The organism is Serratia bockelmannii, assembly GCF_051803255.1.
GTDB lineage: Bacteria > Pseudomonadota > Gammaproteobacteria > Enterobacterales > Enterobacteriaceae > Serratia > Serratia bockelmannii.
Genome location: NZ_CP196512.1, coordinates 3,380,184 through 3,395,367, shown reverse-complemented (window position 1 = coordinate 3,395,367; position 15,184 = coordinate 3,380,184). Strand labels below are relative to the sequence as shown.

At 59.7% G+C, this 15,184-nt stretch carries 14 protein-coding genes and 1 tRNA gene; 9 read left to right on the top strand and 6 right to left on the bottom strand.

Going from position 1 to position 15,184, the window contains the following annotated elements; translation table 11 throughout:
• Positions 1-35 precede the first annotated feature (35 nt).
• From ACSJLU_RS16220 to ACSJLU_RS16205, 4 genes are all read left to right on the top strand, one after another.
• Positions 36-1,046, top strand: a complete 1,011-nt coding sequence (locus ACSJLU_RS16220) for a FecCD family ABC transporter permease (RefSeq protein ID WP_230490732.1) — start codon at positions 36-38, stop codon at positions 1,044-1,046.
• Positions 1,033-1,800: an ABC transporter ATP-binding protein gene (locus ACSJLU_RS16215; protein WP_380824658.1), complete on the top strand. Its 768-nt coding sequence runs from the start codon at positions 1,033-1,035 to the stop codon at positions 1,798-1,800. The genes ACSJLU_RS16220 and ACSJLU_RS16215 overlap by 14 nt, the downstream gene beginning before the upstream one ends.
• Positions 1,801-1,902: 102 nt before the next feature.
• Positions 1,903-2,778, top strand: a complete 876-nt coding sequence (hchA, locus tag ACSJLU_RS16210; protein ID WP_016927070.1) for a glyoxalase III HchA — start codon at positions 1,903-1,905, stop codon at positions 2,776-2,778.
• Positions 2,775-3,503 carry a PA1136 family autoinducer-binding transcriptional regulator gene (locus tag ACSJLU_RS16205; protein ID WP_164067445.1) on the top strand — a complete coding sequence of 243 codons (729 nt, stop codon included), beginning with the start codon at positions 2,775-2,777 and terminating at the stop codon, positions 3,501-3,503. Before hchA ends, ACSJLU_RS16205 begins: the two co-directional genes overlap by 4 nt.
• On the opposite strand, the gene ACSJLU_RS16200 is transcribed toward ACSJLU_RS16205, so the two are convergent.
• Positions 3,500-4,390, bottom strand: coding sequence for a LysR substrate-binding domain-containing protein (locus ACSJLU_RS16200; RefSeq protein ID WP_060433546.1), 891 nt, complete (start codon positions 4,388-4,390; stop codon positions 3,500-3,502). The genes ACSJLU_RS16205 and ACSJLU_RS16200 overlap by 4 nt on opposite strands.
• Positions 4,391-4,519: 129 nt before the next feature.
• On the opposite strand from ACSJLU_RS16200, the gene ACSJLU_RS16195 reads away from it, so the two are divergent.
• The gene (locus tag ACSJLU_RS16195) at positions 4,520-5,092 is read left to right on the top strand and encodes a hypothetical protein (protein WP_197826455.1); all 573 of its coding nucleotides are present in this window, start codon (positions 4,520-4,522) and stop codon (positions 5,090-5,092) included.
• 197 nt (positions 5,093-5,289) lie between these two features.
• Positions 5,290-5,934, top strand: a complete 645-nt coding sequence (gene leuE / locus ACSJLU_RS16190) for a leucine efflux protein LeuE (protein ID WP_016927074.1) — start codon at positions 5,290-5,292, stop codon at positions 5,932-5,934.
• A 150-nt stretch (positions 5,935-6,084) separates the two neighbouring features.
• Here leuE and ACSJLU_RS16185 read toward each other — a convergent pair whose 3' ends face one another.
• Positions 6,085-6,969, bottom strand: a complete 885-nt coding sequence (locus tag ACSJLU_RS16185) for a LysR family transcriptional regulator (protein ID WP_016927075.1) — start codon at positions 6,967-6,969, stop codon at positions 6,085-6,087.
• Positions 6,970-7,231: 262 nt separating this feature from the next.
• On the opposite strand from ACSJLU_RS16185, the gene ACSJLU_RS16180 reads away from it, so the two are divergent.
• Both ACSJLU_RS16180 and ACSJLU_RS16175 read left to right on the top strand, forming a co-directional pair.
• Positions 7,232-8,290, top strand: a complete 1,059-nt coding sequence (locus ACSJLU_RS16180; RefSeq protein ID WP_127146113.1) for an alpha/beta hydrolase — start codon at positions 7,232-7,234, stop codon at positions 8,288-8,290.
• 138 nt (positions 8,291-8,428) lie between these two features.
• A complete protein-coding gene (locus tag ACSJLU_RS16175; protein ID WP_049295958.1) occupies positions 8,429-9,556 on the top strand; it encodes an MFS transporter in 1,128 nt (375 codons plus the stop codon).
• Here ACSJLU_RS16175 and ACSJLU_RS16170 read toward each other — a convergent pair.
• Entirely contained in the window at positions 9,553-9,717 is a 165-nt protein-coding gene (locus ACSJLU_RS16170; RefSeq protein WP_227257835.1) for an Lrp/AsnC ligand binding domain-containing protein, read from the bottom strand. The genes ACSJLU_RS16175 and ACSJLU_RS16170 overlap by 4 nt on opposite strands.
• Before the next feature lie 135 nt (positions 9,718-9,852).
• Positions 9,853-10,773 carry an AraC family transcriptional regulator gene (locus ACSJLU_RS16165; protein WP_043143139.1) on the bottom strand — a complete coding sequence of 307 codons (921 nt, stop codon included), beginning with the start codon at positions 10,771-10,773 and terminating at the stop codon, positions 9,853-9,855.
• Between the two features lie 105 nt (positions 10,774-10,878).
• Between ACSJLU_RS16165 and ACSJLU_RS16160 the strand changes: the two genes are divergently transcribed.
• Positions 10,879-11,712, top strand: coding sequence for an oxidoreductase (locus ACSJLU_RS16160; RefSeq protein WP_380825245.1), 834 nt, complete (start codon positions 10,879-10,881; stop codon positions 11,710-11,712).
• A 97-nt stretch (positions 11,713-11,809) separates the two neighbouring features.
• Here ACSJLU_RS16160 and ACSJLU_RS16155 read toward each other — a convergent pair.
• Together ACSJLU_RS16155 and ACSJLU_RS16150 are read right to left on the bottom strand one after the other, a co-directional pair.
• Positions 11,810-11,885 (bottom strand) — tRNA-Asn (locus ACSJLU_RS16155).
• 114 nt (positions 11,886-11,999) lie between these two features.
• The gene (locus ACSJLU_RS16150) at positions 12,000-15,089 is read right to left on the bottom strand and encodes a beta-galactosidase (RefSeq protein WP_380824666.1); all 3,090 of its coding nucleotides are present in this window, start codon (positions 15,087-15,089) and stop codon (positions 12,000-12,002) included.
• Between the last annotated feature and the right edge of the window lie 95 nt (positions 15,090-15,184).

Below are 15,184 nucleotides of genomic sequence, written 5' to 3'. Positions count from 1 at the left end.
GTTGAATAGCGTGAGTTCGTTGGAGGAGCTTGGGGATGCCGGGCAGAGGAAAATATGTGGCGATCATGGCGGGATTGTTTATTTCGCTCTGTGTGGTCGCCTTCGCATCACTGTTTGCCGGCCGCTATGCCTTGTCGGCCCACGATGTGGTGCAGATTTTATGGCGGGGGAACATGCCGGGGGAAAACCAGGCCCGCTATTCGGTGATTTTTAACCTGCGCGCGCCGCGGGTGGTGGCGGTGATGCTGGTGGGCGGCGGGTTGGCGGTCGCCGGCGCGACCTTTCAGGCGGTGCTGAAAAACGCGTTGGCCAGCCCGGACGTGCTGGGCACCTCTTCCGCCTCCGCCTTTGGCGCGGCGCTGGGCATTCTCTTGAGTTTGCCCTTTGCCCTGAGTTCCCTGCTGTCGTTTCTTTTCGGCGTGGTGAGTTTGTTGCTGGTGCTGGGCATTTGCCGCCTCAAACGCCGGCAGGATGCGCTCACCACGATTTTGTCCGGCATGATTATCGCGTCGCTGTTTATCGCGTTTGTCTCGGTCATAAAATATGTCGCCGATCCGCAGGATACCTTGCCGGCGATCGTCTTCTGGCTGATGGGCAGCTTCGCTTCGGTAGCGAAAGCGCAGGTTTATTGGCTGATCCCGCTGTTTGCGGCGTGTTACCTGACTATCTACCGGCTCAGGTGGAACATGAACATTCTTTCGCTGGGGGACGACGAGGCGCGCATCGCCGGCCTGAATCCACCCCGGCTGAAGATCCTGCTGCTGATCGCCGCCTCCCTGCTGGTTTCCGCCTCGGTGAGCTTGGCCGGCGTGGTGGGGTGGGTCGGCTTGGTGATCCCGCATTTGGTGAGAAGCGTGCTGGGATATAACCACGGCCGCCTGATCCCGGCTTCGGCGCTGAGCGGGGCGCTGTTTTTGCTGGCGATCGACAATATCGCCAGAGGTGCCACCTATGCTGAAATCCCGATCGGCATCCTGACCGCGCTGATCGGCGCGCCGCTTTTCGCTCTCCTTTTTATTATGAGCAGCAAACATGATCACAGTTAACCAGCTGACCCTGGGTTTCAAGGGGCGAGAACCCCTTCTCGACAACGTCAGTTTTCATCTGGCGCGGGGCGAGATCCTTAGCGTGCTCGGGCCGAACGGCGCCGGTAAAACCACGTTGCTGAGACACATCGCGGGCCTGTGCCGGCCCCTGTCTGGCGGGTGCAAGATCGGCCTGGTCGACAATCGGCCCGCCCGGTTGGCCTATGTGCCGCAGGCAAAAACGCCGCATTTCGCTTATGGGGTACTCGATTTTGTCACTTTCGGCTGTGCTCGCCAGGCGGGATGGTTCGCCAGGCCGCGGCGGCAAGATGTCGCCAGGGCGCAGGCGGTGTTGCATGCGCTGGAGATCGCGCCGCTGGCGCAGAAAAATATCAACCAGATCAGCGGTGGAGAACTGCAGATGTGTTATTTCGCCAAGGCCCTGGCGGCGGATCCCGACGTCATGATCCTCGACGAACCGGAATCGAATCTGGATTTTTACAATCAGGCTAAAATGATCGAGATGCTTTGGTGCCTCGCGAAAGAGCGGCAGATGACGATCGTGCTGAATACGCATTTTCTGCACTACGCCGATCGCATCTCTGACAAGTGCCTGCTGATGAACCAGCGGCAGTGCATGTTTGGCGATAAAAATGCACTGCTGCAAGAGGACATCCTGGAGCGTTATTTCCAGGTGCCGGTGAGAAAGTGCCGGTATGAATATGCCGGCGTCAGCGAAGAAACGTTTATTGTCGCGCTACGGCATCATGCTTGAGTGCCGACGTCGCGAGGGTGATTGAGGGATATCCCTCATTGCGGCCCCGCCGGCGGTTATTTAAGCTGAAAGGGCAATGTAACGGTGAATATGGAGATAATCATGACTGATTCAGTGTCCAACGATCGTAATCCCACCCCGGATGTGGCGGAAGACAACGCGTTCTTCCCATCGCCTTACTCCCTCAGCCAGTACACCTCATCCAAAACCGACTTTACGGGCGCCAGCTACCCGAACGCCTATCGCGGCGGCAAGTGGAAGGTGCTGATGATCGCCTCGCAGGAGCGCTACCTGCTGATGCAAAACGGCAAGTTCTTCTCGACCGGCAACCACCCGGTCGAGATGCTGTTGCCGATGTATCACCTGGATCTGGCCGGTTTCGAGATCGACATCGCCACGCCGTCCGGCGATCCGGTGAAGCTGGAGATGTGGGCGTTCCCGCATGAAGATGAAGCAGTCAAGGCCACCTACGAGAAGTACCGCAGCCAGCTCAAGCAGCCGAAAAAGTTGACGGAAGTGGTGAAGGATCTGGATGGCGGCAACTACCTCGGCGTTTTCATCCCCGGTGGCCACGGCGTGCTCAATGATATCCCATTCAGCGAAGAGGTGAAAAAGACCCTACACTGGGCGCATGACAACGATCGCTACGTGATTTCGCTGTGCCACGGGCCGGCCGGTTTGCTGGCGGCGGGCATCGGCGAGAACAAAGAGGATTTCCTCTATCGTGGCTATGAGATGTGCGTGTTCCCGGACTCGCTCGATACCGGCGCCAACATCGACATCGGCTATATTCCCGGTCCGATGCCCTGGCTGGTGGGCGAACGCCTGCGCGAGCGGGGCGTGAAGATCGTCAACGCCGACATCACCGGCAAGGTGCATAAAGATCGGCGCCTGCTGACCGGCGACAGCCCGTTGGCTTCCAACAACCTCGGCAAACTGGCGGCAGAGACGCTGCTGGCCGACGTCGCCACGCGATGAGCGACGAGATCGCGCAGCACGCTTTCCAGACGGCGCTGGCGATGGACCACGAGCGAACCCTGTCCGCCATTCAGGGGCGGGTTCGCGCCTTTGCCGCGCCGTTCGGCTTCGATCGCTTTGTGCTGTTTTCCGCTTCCGCCACGGCGGAAGCGGGGATCGAGCATATCTATTGGGTCGAAGGCGACTGGTTCGGCGACGGCGAGGCGGTCGATGCGCTGACCTACGTGCGGCACTGCCCGGTGACCCGGCACATGCTGCGGGCCAGCGAGCCGTTCTTCTGGACCAAAACCCGGGCGCAGCAGGGCGAGCGCTACCGGGTTGTGCGCACGCCGCGCGGCGCCGGTCTGCACGGCGTGCAGATCCCGGTGTTCGGCCCCGCCGGCCTGGAGGGGGCCGTCAGCCTGGGGGGCGAGCGCATCGACACCTCGCCGCCGGTGCGGCTGGCGCTGTCGCTCGTGGGTTCGGCGGCCTTTCTGGCGGCGCGGCGGCTGTTCGAACCGGCAGCCGGTGAGGGGGGGAGCCGGCTGTCGGCGCGCGAGCGCGAGGTGCTGAGCTGGACCGCCATCGGCCGGCGGCAGGCGGATATCGCCGCGATGCTCGGCCTGTCTGAACGCACGGTGGAAAACCACCTGCGCCGCATTCGCCAACGCCTTGGCGCCGCCACCACCGCGCAGGCGATCAGCGTGGCGATCCGCCTGGGGGAGATCGCCCCCGAGAGCCGTTAGCCCGCCGCCATTTGCCGCAGCAACCACTCGCGTAGCGCAATGATATCGGGGCGCTGCGCAGTTTCTTCGGTGGCCATCAGATAGTAGTTGGCGCCGGGTAACGCCATCTCGAACGGCGCGGCCAACACGCCGCGCTGCAACAAATCGCGTGCCAGCAGCCGGCTGGCGATCACCACCCCCTGGCCGGCCACCGCCGCCTGCAGCGCATGGGTTTCGTCGCTGAAGGTCAGCCCGGCTTCCACATTCAACCCTTCCGGCCCGTAGCGCCGCCGCCAGTTTTCCCAGGTCGGCGCGTCGGCGGGCACCTGCCGATGTTCCACGTGAAACAGCGTTACCCGCTGCAAATCCTCGATGCGCTCCAGCGCCAGCGCCGGGCTGGCCACCACGATAAAACGATCCTCATGCAGCAAGGTGCAGTGCAGATCGCTTTCCGGCGTTTCGCGGTAGCGAATGGCGACGTCCACGGTGCGCTGGCTGAGATCGACCCGCTCGACGCTGGTGTGCAGGCGCAGATCGATGGCGGGAAACTCCGCCTTGAAATCGGCCAGGCGCGGCACCAGCCAGTGGGTGAGAAAATTGGAGGTGGTGGTGACGGTCAGCGCCGGCGGCTGCTGGGCGCGGGTGATTTGGGCGACGGACTGCTCCAGCGCGGCGAAGGCGCGCTGGGTGCCGGCATACAGGATCTCGCCGGTCTCGGTCAGGCTGACGCCCTGCGCGCTGCGCTCGCACACCCGGCATTCCAGCACCGACTCCAGCAGCTTGATCTGGTGGCTGACCGCCGTCGCGCTCACGCCCAGCGCTTCGGCGGCATGTTTAAAGCTGCGGCAGCCGGCCACGGCGTGGAAGGCGCGCAGCGCGCCCAGCGGCGGCAAACGGGTTTTTCTCATGGCTGAATTATTCTCATCCAAGGCTGAAAACTATGAGTTTGTCTGAGCGATTATACAAGAGATAGGCTACTGACATGTGAACAGGGAAATGAATTTATTTCATCATTTCCATCATGTCGGGAGTGAACGATGAGCCTTTATATCAACAACGGTGCCCTGGGCGCCATGGCACACACGGGAGCGGCGGCGAGCGCCCTGGCGCTCAGCGTGCCGGCCGCGGCAGGCGCCTTGCTGCTGAAGACCGAAAATCTGCTGGGCATCGGCGCGACCCTGATGCTGCTAACGGCATTGGCGCTGGCGTTTCTCGGCGGCGCCGCACTGGCCCGTCTACGGCCGCTGCGGAACCGGCCTGCGCTGGCGATTCTCCGCTACGGCTTTTTACTGGCAGCGGTGGGGTGGCTATTGACGCTGCTGATGCTGTTCGGCGGCCATGATTGGCCGGCCCTGCTGGCGGGCATCGTCCTCGGCGGTCTGGGGCAGGGCGTCGCCTACCGCACGGCAGTGGGGGAGAAAGCGGCGTTCGCCGTGGCGTGCAGGCTGACGACGGTGGTGACTATCGTGGCCGTAGTGATTGCCGCTTCGCTGGTGCAAACCTATGCCGCACCGGGCGTGAGAGGGAGCTGTTTCGCGCTGGCGTTGCTGGTCGACCTGGCGTTGCTGGGGGCATTGATGGCGCGGGTTGCGGAGCAGGATGGGGCCTGAGACATTGCGGAGGGATAAAGGCCTGCCTGGGGGCGGGCCTTTTGGTGTTTGTGGGGATTGGTAGGGTTAGCAATCTGACGGCCGGCTTTGTACCAGGAGCAGACATTGATTGTGAATTGAAAGCCGTGGCGATGTGTTTCCATTAACGTAACTTTAGTTAGAATGGCCTCGTTGAAAACGAGAGAACTGGAGTGAAAATGTTTGCTGATTTTGGTGTCGTGAATTTCTGGACGTACCTGCTTGGTGCGACGCTGATAGTCCTTGTGCCAGGCCCTGAAACCCTGTTCGTGATTAAAACGAGCATTACCAGCGGCATCAAGCGAGGCTTTGCTGCAATATTTTCCATCCTCCTGAGCGACGTTATCCTGGTTCTTTTGGCCTGGTGCGGGCTGGCGGCAGTTATCAGCTCAACACCAGCCTTGTTTAACGCCATCAAATACGCAGGTGCTGCTTATCTGTTCTATCTCGGAGTCCAGACGATACGCGCTATCTTTAAGCCAGCGGTCGAAACGAGTGAGGAAAAGAAATCTTCAGCTGATGCTAAGGGGATCATCGGGCGCGGAATGCTGGTTACGCTATTGAATCCAAAGACGCTGCTGTTCTATATCTCTTTCTTCGCCCAGTTCATCAATGTTCAGGCTGAGCACTCCTGGATGGCGTTTATCATTCTTGCTGCAGTGATGTTCGCGATTACTCTCGTTTATTTCGGCTTCCTCGTTTTCTGCGGCTCTTATCTGCTCAGTCGTCTGAAAGGCAACCGTAGGTTATCTGCCACCGGAAACGCGCTGGTAGGTATGTTCTTCATTGGATTTGCAGCACGGCTTGCAAGCGCAACTTCCTAACTGGATAACTAAACCGCCGCGAGGCGGTTTTTTTACGTTCTTTCGCTGGATGGGACGTCCGCTCTTCGTATAGCAGCCCTTAGGATTGAAAGTGCAAAAATACGACCTAACACCATTCTGCACAGTGAAGGCTCGGTCATCGCTAAACGCTCAGATTTTCAATGTTTCAATGACCATTCGCAGAGCGGGGGATACATTGCGATGAGGGTAATAGAGAAACAACCCCTCCATTCGCAGGCTGTAACGCTGTAAAACTCTGATAAGCGCCCCGCGTTCCAGATCATCTGTGACCAGTTCGACAGGAACATAGGCCAGCCCCAAGCCCAGCCGGGCGGCTTCTGCTTCCATATAACTGTCAGATAAGGCCCATTGTCCTTCAGGCCGATGAGTGATTTTTTTATCATCCTGATTGAGTTCCCACTGGTACACGCTGCCGTCGGCAAACTGATAGGCGATACAGGGATGCGTTGTTAAATCCGCCGGGGTTTGCGGAAAACCGTAGCGACGAAAATGCTCAGGGGTACCCACAATGGCCATCTCCATATCGGGCGTAATGCGTACAGCAACCATGCCAGTGCTTACTTCGGGCCCCAGGCGAACGCCCGCATCGAATCTTTCTTCGATAATATCGACGAACCTGCTCTCGTTTATGAGTTCCAGCCTGATATCAGGATAGCGCTGTTTAAATATCGCAAGCTTTGGCAGCAGGCATTTATCAATCGCGTGCTGGCTGGCATTGATACGAACCGTGCCGGAAGGGGTCTCGCGATAATGTGCCAGCGCGGCAAGCCCTAGATCTAGCGTATCAAATCCAGATGCCGTCTTCTGGTAGAGCTGCTCGCCCGCTTGCGTCAGCGACAGTTTACGCGTGGTGCGCACCAGTAGCTGGACACCCAGCCTTTCCTCAAGCTCACGAACGGAACGGCTGACCCCTGATTGAGCAAGCCCCAGCCGTTGAGCCGCCGCGGTAAAACTGCCTTCCCGTACCACCTGCATAAATAGGTACAACTCGTTGTAGTTCTCCCTTTTCGCCATTGAATAATCCCTCCTGAACGACAGCAAACTCAGCATTAATTTATAACAATATGGTATCAATCTTAGCAGTAATACCCCTCTAATCAGCACTAATTCTGCTCACTATAATGACCCCATCAAAACAAAGCACCGCAGCGTTGTCCGTAGGAAACCTGTATCTCTCTTGTTTTTCATGGGGATTTTTATGAAAACCTTCACCCGAACGCTAAAAACCGCGATGCCGGCCATGCTGTTATTCGCATCATTAAGTGGAGTCACGACAATGAGTTATGCTGATTCAACCAATCCGAACGCCCCTGTATCCATGACAGATAAATGGGATAAAACGTTCGCCGAGAGCCAGAAAGTCGATCATCGTAAAGTCTCGTTCCAGAATCGATATGGCATCACCTTAGTGGGCGATCTTTACCTGCCCAAAGATCGCGGCGATCGCAAGCTGGCGGCGATTGCGGTCAGTGGGCCTTTTGGCGCGGTGAAAGAGCAATCCAGCGGACTGTATGCGCAGACGCTGGCGGAACAAGGGTTTATTACCCTGGCGTTTGATCCCTCTTACACGGGGGAAAGCGGCGGCTATCCGCGAAACGTCGCCTCACCGGATATCAATACGGAAGATTTCAGCGCGGCGGTGGATTTCTTAGGGCTGCAAAAAGAGGTGGACCGCAACCGTATCGGGCTGCTCGGCATTTGCGGCTGGGGTGGCATGGCGTTAAACGACGCCGCGATGGATACCCGCGTTAAAGCAGTGGCAACAAGCGTAATGTACGATATGAGTCGGGCGATGGGCCATGGCGTGGGAGATGGCAAAGACCGTTACTCCACCGCTGACCGTCGTGCCGTTCTGCAGTATCTGAATGAACAGCGCTGGAAGGATGCGGAAAGTGGAACGTTCGCTCACGGCGCTCATGATATTAACGTCGACAGAAATGGCAAGGTCAGCGCGGGTCAGCGCATTCTGCCAGAAACCCTGCCGGCCGATCCGCATCCGGTGCTGAAGGAGTTCTTTGATTACTACCGCATGCCGCGCGGTTTCCACGCGCGTTCCGTTAACTCTACGGGAGCGTGGACGGCAACGATGCCGCTGTCGTTTATGAATATGCCGCTGCTGAGCTACGCCAGTGAAATCATCATCCCGACGCTTATCGTGACCGGCGAGAAAGCGCATTCACGCTATTTTGCCGAAGATGCTTATAAGGCGGTCGGCAGTAAAGACAAAGAGCTGGTGATTGTCCCCGGTGCAAATCATGTGGACTTGTACGATAACGTTGCCGGAAAAATACCTTTCGCTAAGTTCGAACAATTTTTCAAAGCCAATCTGAAATAAACCCTCTACTGACAACATTAAAAGCCACCTGTCTACGCGGTGGCTTTATTCTGACTTTTGTGAAATCTGACTATGTCTATACTTAGCCAAACACCATCACCGAATAATCAGCACGCTCACTGGAGCGGCATTTTTGCCATGACCCTGTGCGTCTTTGTGCTGATTGCATCGGAATTTATGCCCGTCAGCCTGCTTACGCCGATTGCCCGTGATTTAGGCGTGACGGAGGGACTGGCAGGACAGGGGATTGCCATCTCCGGCGCGCTGGCCGTCCTGACCAGCCTGACGCTTTCGGCGCTGGCTGGAAACAGGGATCGCAAGTCCCTGTTACTGGGGATGACGTTTCTGATGGCCGTGTCGGGGCTCGTTATCGCACTGGCCTCCAGTTATCTGGTGTATATGGCCGGTCGCGCGATGATAGGTATTGCGATCGGGGGATTCTGGTCGATGTCTGCGGCAACGGCGATTCGTCTGGTGCCACAACATCAAGTCGCGCGTGCCCTGGCTATTTTCAACGCCGGCAATGCGCTGGCGACGGTAGTGGCAGCCCCGCTGGGGAGCTACCTTGGCACCACTGTCGGATGGCGAGGCGCTTTCTTGTGCCTGGTTCCTATCGCGGTGGTGGCCTTTATCTGGCAGTGCGTTAGTTTGCCTGGTATGAACGGCAATAAAGCTCCTGCATCACGTGGAACCGTACTCCGCCTGTTCGCTCGTCCTGTTGTCTCTCTTGGCATGCTGGCCTGTGGCCTGTTCTTTATGGGGCAGTTTGCGCTATTTACCTATGTGCGCCCATTCCTGGAGACGGTGACGCGTGTTGATTCCTCTGGCTTGTCGTTGATTTTACTGATTATCGGCGTGGCCGGTTTTATTGGCACGCTGGTTGTCTCGGCATGCCTCAACAGGAAATTCTACCTAACGTTGATGGTTATCCCTGGGCTGATGGCCGTCATTGCCGTCGCCCTGATTCTTACTGGGCATCACGTTTGGGCTGTCTCGCTGCTGTTAGGTCTCTGGGGCATGCTGGCCACCGCCGCCCCAACGGGATGGTGGACATGGATTGCCCGCACGCTTCCCGACAATGCGGAAGCCGGAGGCGGACTGATGGTTGCGGTGATTCAGCTCTCGATTGCGCTTGGTTCAACGACAGGAGGCATGGTGTTTGACCATCTCGGCTGGCAGAGCGCCTTTGCCATCAGTAGCATGCTGCTGCTTTGCGCCGGAGTGTTGACGTTTTTCACCTCACGCCAGAAGAGCAGTGCGCCTTAATCCGGCGAAGGCCCGCGCGCCAGAAACGTGGAAAGCGAGATGTCGCTGCGCACAGAGCGTACGCCCTCAAAGCTCTGGATCTCCATCAGGAAATTCTCCAGCGATTCGGTATCGGCGGCGCGTACTTTGATAAAGACGCAACCGTCCCCGGCAAAGGGTATGCAATTCTTCCACTTCCTTGCGGCTGGTGAACTGCAAAAGGGCGCGCGTTGCTTGATAGTTTAGCTGCTGGTATCGGTCACCAAAAACGTTAGTACTCTATACCTCAAGGTCGCGTTCGCCATACCAAATAAGCCTCAGTGCGATGAAACAAATACCGAGGCAGGCTGCGCGGGCGGAATGGCGAAGTGACGCTGCATGCGTTTTATCTCCTCTGCCGGTGGCAGGCCAAACAGACGTTTGAATTCGCGGTTAAATTGCGATGGGCTTTCATAGCCAACGGCGTAACTCGCGGCGGCGGCGGTGATTTGTTGGCGCACCATCAGCATCCGTGCCTGGTGCAGGCGTACCGATTTCACATACTGCATTGGCGGCATCTGCGTTATCGCTTTGAAATGGCTATGAAAGGTCGGCACGCTCATGCCGGCCATCATTGCCAGCTGCGTCAGCGTTAACGGCTCCGCGTAAGCGGCGTGGATGTGCTGCAACGCTTTACCGATTTTGCCAAATTGGCCCTGCAAGGCCAGCGCGGCACGCATTGCGTTGCCCTGTGCGCCTGTCAGCACGCGAAAATAAAGCTCACGCACCCGCGCCGGGCCGAGGATCGCCGCCTCAAGCGGGTTAGCCAGGACTTCAAGTAAGCGAAGTACGGCCATTTTTACCGTGCTGTCCATGGGGCTCGACATCATGCTTTGCGGCGCGACGGGAGGATGCGGGGCGCCATGCTGTTCAATCTGCAACATCAGTTCAGCGGCAAGCTGAAAATCCAGATGCATATAAATCGCCAGCAGCGGATGTGCTGCCGACGCGTCGGTTTCCATCACAAACGGCACCGGCACCGAAACCGCCAGGTAGTGCTGCTCATCATATAAATAGGTCTGTTGACCGAAATAGCCGCGTTTGCTGCCCTGGCAGACGATCACGATCCCCGGATCGTAAAGCACCGGCGTTCTGGCAAGCGGGCGATCGGAACGCAAAATTCGCACATCAGGTAGGGCAGTGAGGTTGTATCCCTCTTGCACCGCAAGTCTATTCATCAGGGCAATCATGTCGGACATCCCACCACCTCATAAAATCAGGCAAGAAAAAGAGAAGATACGGCCTAAAAATGCGGCAGAACAGAGAATACCATGCAACCTTCATGGTTCATGGGAGTTCTTTTTATGGCATCTTCAAAAACGATTTTAATTACCGGTGTCAGCAGTGGCTTTGGTCAGGCGCTGGCGCGGGAAGCCCTCGCCGTAGGGCATCGGGTTGTAGGGACGGTGCGCAACAGCGAAGCACTGCAGGCTTTCGCCGCGCTCGATACGCAGCGGGCTTTTGGCTATCTGCTTGATGTCACGGACGATGAACGTATTGATGAGGTGGTTGGAGAGATAGAGTCCGCCGTCGGTCCGATAGATGTGCTGGTGAACAATGCCGGTTACGGCCATGAAGGCATTCTGGAAGAATCCCCGCTTGCAGAGCTGCGCCGCCAGTTTGACGTCAATGTGTTTGGCGCGGTGGCGATGATCAAAGCCGTGCTGCCGGGCATGCGCCAGCGCCGTCGCGGCCACATTATCAATATCACCTCAATGGGCAGTTTCATTACCTTGCCCGGTATCAGCTATTACTGCGGCAGCAAATTCGCCCTGGAAGGGATATCAGAAACGTTAAGTAAAGAGCTTGCCCCGTTCAACCTACACGTGACCTCCGTGGCGCCCGGTTCGTTTCGAACGGACTGGGCCGGGCGTTCAATGGTACGCAGCCCTCGCCGTGTCCCTGACTATGACGCGCTATTTGAACCTGTTCGTCAGGCGCGCCAGGAAAAAAGCGGCAAGCAACTCGGCGATCCGGTTAAGGCGGCTCACGCCATGCTGGCATTGATCGAGAGCGGGAAGCCGCCAACGCATCTGTTGTTAGGCAGTGACGCATTAAGTTTGGTGCGGCAAAAGCTCGAGGCGCTAGGTAAGGAAATTGAACAATGGGAGAAACTCACCCGTTCAACGGATGGCTGAACGGTGTCGGGTAGAGAGAGTGTAGGGGATCACCGATTATGATCCGCCCAACAGCAAAAAGCCCGCTCAGGTTTCCCTGAGCGGGCTTCTCTAAATATGGCTCCTCTGACTGGACTCGAACCAGTGACATACGGATTAACAGTCCGCCGTTCTACCGACTGAACTACAGAGGAATCGTGTGAACGGGGCGAATAATAGCGAGGCGCCGTCGGCATGTCAAAGGCGGATTACACATTCTGTGACTGTTTGCTTACAGAATGCGCAACCCGTTGAGTTTTTTGGCAGATTTAGCCCTCGGGCGCCCGCTGCAGGCGCAGCTGATAGCGGTAAACGCCGGCGGTGAGCAGGTAATCCCGGTGCACGCTCGGGCTCCAGGAATCGTCGCCGCCCACCCCCATATGGAAGCCGTCCAGATGCAGCCAGGTGCCTGCTTCCGGCTGCAGCAGATGCTGGTGGCTGCAGGCCATCAGCTGTTGCAGGCCGTAGCGGCTGAGCGAGAAGTGGAAGCGGCCGTCGATGCGCCAGCCGCCGTAGCGCAGGCTGCGGGTGTCGCAGCGCAGGCCGTTCTCGCCGGGGAAAATATACGGCGTGTGCAGATCCGCCAGCGGCAGGCGCCAGCGCCCGTGCTGCGCGGCTAGGCAGCGATCCGGGTAGTTCTCGTGCGGGCCCAGGCCCAGCCATTCCGCCTGCGGCTGCACCGTCGCCAGTTGGCAGTGCAGGCCGATGCGCGCCGGCGGCGGCAGGGCGTCGGCCACCTCGACCTCCACGTTCACGCTCACCGCGCCCAGCGCGTCGAACAGCCACTGTTTGCGGCTGATCAGCAAAATCTCCCCGTCCACGCCGAACTGGTGTTCGCTCACCACCTGCACGCCGTTTTGCAGCATATCCGCCTGCAGCCGCGTGCAGCGCTCCTCCAGCCGGTACAGGCCCGCCAGCTTCCAGCGTTCGACCCAGGCGTTGGGATCGATATGATCCGCCTCGCTGACGCCGATGTCGTTATCGATCGGCGCGCGCGCAAAGCCGTCGCGCAGCGGCGTCAGCAGCTGCGGCTGTTCATTCTGCCACCACTGCGTCAGGTGGCCGCTGCTGCGCTCGAAGCGCCAGCGCTGGTCGCCGTGGGTGAGCGTCAGCCCCTGCTCGTCTTCAGTCAGTGTGGGCGGCAGGCCCTGCGCCGGCGGCGGGGCGGGATGCAGCGCGCGCGGCACCCGCCACTGATCCCAGGCGCAGCGGTGGTGCGCTTCGGACCAGTCGGTGGCCTGCGGCTGCACCACCTCCACGTTCAGCCACAGCTCGCCGGGCTGATGCAGCATCGGCAGCCGGTCGAGCAGGGTGAAGCGAGTGCTGCCCTGCGGCGGCAGCGCCAGATCGAAGCTGCCGCTGGCGCGCTCCACGCCGTCCAACTCCAGCCGCCAGTTGAGCTGTTCGTTGTCGGTGTGGCGGAACAGGTAATCGCTGGTGACGGTCAGCGTCAGCGAGGCGGCGTCGAAGGCGAAGCGGAACAGCTGCTGGGCCCGCTGCGCTTCGAACAGTGCCGGGTGTGGGGTACGATCCGCGAACACCAGCCCGTTCAGGCAGAACTGGCGATCGTTGGGGGTGTCGCCGAAGTCGCCGCCGTAGGCCCAGAACTCTTGGCCGTGCTCGTCGCGTTTGATCAGCGCCTGATCGACCCAGTCCCAGACAAAGCCGCCCTGCAGGCGCGGGTAATGGTGGAACGCGCGCCAGTAGCGCTCAAAGCCGCCGAAGCTGTTGCCCATCGCATGGGCGTATTCGCACAGGATCAGCGGCCGCTGTTCCTCCGGCAGGCCGATCCACTTGCCGATCGCCCATTTGGGCACCGCCGGGAACGGCTGATCCTGATCCACTCGCGCATACATCGGGCAGATGATGTCGGTAGCGGCGGTGTCGGCGCCGCCGCCTTCATATTGCACCGGGCGGGTCGGATCCTGGCTTTTCACCCAGCGGTACAGCGCGTCGTGGTTTACGCCGTGGCCGGACTCGTTGCCCAGCGACCAGATAATGATGCAAGGGTGGTTGCGATCGCGTTGCACCATGCGGGTGACGCGCTCGCTCATCGCCGGCAGCCACAGCGGATCGTCAGCCAACCGGTTCATCGGCTGCATGCCGTGGGTCTCGATATTGGCTTCGTCCACCACGTACAGCCCGTAACGGTCGCACAGCCGGTACCACAGCGGGTGATTGGGGTAATGCGAGCAGCGCACCGCGTTGAAGTTGTGCTGCTTCATCAGCAGGATGTCGTGGCGCATCGTCGCCTCGTCCATCACCTGGCCGTGGCGCGGATGATGCTCGTGGCGGTTAACGCCGCGGATCAGCAGCGGCTGTCCGTTGAGCTTCAGCAACCCGCCGCTGATTTCTACCTGACGGAAGCCGACGTCATAGGCCTCCACCTCGATAATCTCCCCCTCGGGCGAGAGCAGGGCGACGGTGGCGCGATACAGCGCGGGCGTTTCGGCGCTCCACAGCGCCGGGCGTTCCACCGGCAGGCGCAGCGTGGTGCGATCGTCATAGACGCCGCGCTCGTCCACGATCTCGCTGCCGAGCGGCTGGGTGCGTTCGGCCACCCGCGTGCCGTCGCGCCACAGCTGAACCTGCACCTGCAGCGGGCCGGGCCGGTTGGCGCGCGCCGTCACCACCAGTTCGCCGCGGGTAAAGCTGTCATGCAGCGGCGTGGTGATGCGCACATCGCTCAGGTGCGCGGCGGGTTTGTGCAGCAGGCTGACGTCGCGGAAGATGCCGCTCATGCGCCACATGTCCTGATCTTCCAGATAGCTGCCGTCGCACCAGCGCAGCACCATCACCGCCAGCCGGTTTTCACCCGGCCGCAGCCACGGGCTGAGATCGAACTCCGCCGGCAGGCGGCTGTCCTGCGAATAGCCGACCCAGTGGCCGTTGCACCATAAATAGAACGCCGAGTTGACGCCGTCGAAGATAACGCGCGTCTGGCCGGCGGCCAGCCAGGCCGGATCGACGCTGAAGGTGCGCGAGTAGCAGCCGGTCGGGTTGTCTTCCGGCACGCGCGGCGGATCGACCGGGAACGGGTAGCGCACGTTGGTGTAGATCGGCGCATCGTAGCCGGCGAGCTGCCAGTTGCCCGGCACTGCCAGCGGGGCGGCGTCCGGCAGATCCTGCTGCAGCCAGCCTTCCGGTGCCGCCTCTGGGCGCGGGAAATAGCTGAAGCGCCACTCGCCGTTCAGCGACCGGCGGCTGGCGCTGGGGGCATCGTCGCGCGCGTCTTCCACCGTGCGCCAGCTGGCGAACGGCGGGTGAGCGTCCAGCCGGCGGTAGTGGGGGCAGGCCGGGTTTTGCCAGTCACGGCGGGCGAGGATTTCGGTCAGGGAAGCAAGGGGCGCAGCGGGCATCGGCGATCGTCCTGTCGGCTAGGTGATGCTCACCAAGATGCTGACCGGCGCATAAAAAGTAAAGCGGTTACATGCAACCTTGCAAGGGCGATCAA

What these genes read in the sequence shown, in the direction of transcription:
- ACSJLU_RS16220 (WP_230490732.1), top strand. Translation starts at nt 36, where the DNA reads ATGCCGGGCAGAGGAAAATATGTGGCGATCATGGCGGGATTGTTTATT.
- ACSJLU_RS16215 (WP_380824658.1), top strand. Translation starts at nt 1,033, where the DNA reads ATGATCACAGTTAACCAGCTGACCCTGGGTTTCAAGGGGCGAGAACCC.
- hchA (WP_016927070.1), top strand. Translation starts at nt 1,903, where the DNA reads ATGACTGATTCAGTGTCCAACGATCGTAATCCCACCCCGGATGTGGCG.
- ACSJLU_RS16205 (WP_164067445.1), top strand. Translation starts at nt 2,775, where the DNA reads ATGAGCGACGAGATCGCGCAGCACGCTTTCCAGACGGCGCTGGCGATG.
- ACSJLU_RS16200 (WP_060433546.1), bottom strand. Translation starts at nt 4,390, where the DNA reads ATGAGAAAAACCCGTTTGCCGCCGCTGGGCGCGCTGCGCGCCTTCCAC.
- ACSJLU_RS16195 (WP_197826455.1), top strand. Translation starts at nt 4,520, where the DNA reads ATGAGCCTTTATATCAACAACGGTGCCCTGGGCGCCATGGCACACACG.
- leuE (WP_016927074.1), top strand. Translation starts at nt 5,290, where the DNA reads ATGTTTGCTGATTTTGGTGTCGTGAATTTCTGGACGTACCTGCTTGGT.
- ACSJLU_RS16185 (WP_016927075.1), bottom strand. Translation starts at nt 6,969, where the DNA reads ATGGCGAAAAGGGAGAACTACAACGAGTTGTACCTATTTATGCAGGTG.
- ACSJLU_RS16180 (WP_127146113.1), top strand. Translation starts at nt 7,232, where the DNA reads ATGAGTTATGCTGATTCAACCAATCCGAACGCCCCTGTATCCATGACA.
- ACSJLU_RS16175 (WP_049295958.1), top strand. Translation starts at nt 8,429, where the DNA reads ATGACCCTGTGCGTCTTTGTGCTGATTGCATCGGAATTTATGCCCGTC.
- ACSJLU_RS16165 (WP_043143139.1), bottom strand. Translation starts at nt 10,773, where the DNA reads ATGTCCGACATGATTGCCCTGATGAATAGACTTGCGGTGCAAGAGGGA.
- ACSJLU_RS16160 (WP_380825245.1), top strand. Translation starts at nt 10,879, where the DNA reads ATGGCATCTTCAAAAACGATTTTAATTACCGGTGTCAGCAGTGGCTTT.
- ACSJLU_RS16150 (WP_380824666.1), bottom strand. Translation starts at nt 15,089, where the DNA reads ATGCCCGCTGCGCCCCTTGCTTCCCTGACCGAAATCCTCGCCCGCCGT.